General features: G+C 43.3%; 2 protein-coding genes. Both read left to right on the forward strand.

The window, feature by feature from the left end; all coding sequences use genetic code 11:
* The first annotated feature begins 86 nt into the window (after positions 1 to 86).
* A complete protein-coding gene (locus tag R8N28_RS24730; RefSeq protein ID WP_015296322.1) occupies positions 87 to 497 on the forward strand; it encodes a prepilin-type N-terminal cleavage/methylation domain-containing protein in 411 nt (136 codons plus the stop codon).
* A gap of 287 nt (positions 498 to 784) precedes the next feature.
* On the forward strand, positions 785 to 1,445 hold a 661-nt coding region (locus R8N28_RS24735), incomplete at its 3' end, for an AbgT family transporter (protein WP_318183607.1).

A 1,445-nucleotide genomic window follows, 5' to 3' on the forward strand; every position in this document is an offset into this window, starting at 1 on the left:
CGCGTTATCATTCCAATACAATCGCGATGTAATTGAGGAGCCTCAGGAGAAGCTGAAGAAAGCACATTGGAAAAAGGGCTCTTGGAATGATCTCTAAACAAAAAGGTTTTAACCTTCTTGAGGTTCTAATTTCTTTTTTGCTTATCGGTGTTGGGGCTCTAGGTTTAACAAAGCTAAACGTGTATCTCGAACGAGAATCCGACTATGCGATAGAAAGTATTGAAGCGTTGCGTCTTGCTGAAAATAAATTGGAATGGTTCCGTACGCGTGGAGCATCGGATGCGCTTTCGACGATCTCTACGGCTAGCTTTGCCTCTATTGCAACAGGATCTTCCGCTACTGGTGCGTATACAGTGGAGTGGGTTGTGCCGTCGGCTACTGTGTCTGGATCTCTTAAAACCATTACTATTACGACCAGTTGGAAAGATAGAGTGGGACAAACGCAATCAGTTCAGTTGAAAACTATGATTTCACAGTACAGTGAATTCGAAAACTAAGTTCAATTGCATACATGGCTTGAGACAAAGTCGTGGATAATTTCTTTTTGATACCGGGTTTGTCTCAGTTAATGAATGGTTTTCGAACTGTTAATGCGGTTGATGTGCTACTGTTTTTATTATGTTTAATTGGAGTGGCGTTTTTGCAAAATATGTCTCCAATTATGGAAAAAATCATAGAACCTTGTGCTTTCCCTATCCTTATTTACTAGAATGCTGTGTTGATAATAGGCCGTTATAATTATTCAAATAGGCCTTGGCACCAACATCATTCATATGGAGTTACCATGAGTAACCAAGCTGTAAATAAGGCACCATCATCGAAGCCGAGCGGGATGGATCGCTTTCTAAACTTTATCGAGCGTGCAGGTAATAAAATTCCTGATCCTGCGATTTTGTTTTTCTGGGCACTGATCATTACTTGGGCTGCGTCTGCACTTTTGTCGAATGTGACTTTCGACCTTCCAAACCCTCGAACGGGCGAAGCTCTTACCATTACTAACTTACTTACGGGTGAAGCTCTAGCAAGTTTCCTTGCTAACATGGTCACTACGTTTACTGGTTTTGCACCTCTAGGCATCGTATTAGTTGCAATGTTGGGTGTAGGTGTTGCGGATTCTTCTGGTTTTATCACGACTGGCCTTAAGAAGATGCTGAACTTCACTCCAGCGAAGCTACTTACACCAATGCTTATTCTTGTCGCAATCATCTCGCATACCGCGGCTGATGCGGGCTACGTTTTGGTTATTCCTCTAGGTGGTATCATTTTCCATGCCGCTGGTCGTCACCCTCTAGCTGGTATCGCAGCAGCATTTGCTGGTGTGTCTGGTGGTTTCTCTGCAAACTTCATTCCTTCAGGTATTGACCCATTGCTCGCTGGTTTCACACAAACGGCAGCACAGGTTCTTGATCCTGAATACGTGGTTAACCCTCTAGCAAACATCTTCT

The sequence above is a fragment of the Vibrio sp. Vb1554 genome (assembly GCF_033344235.1).

Excerpts from the sequence above, each read along its gene's own strand:
- R8N28_RS24730 (WP_015296322.1), top strand. The coding sequence starts at position 87 with ATGATCTCTAAACAAAAAGGTTTTAACCTTCTTGAGGTTCTAATTTCT.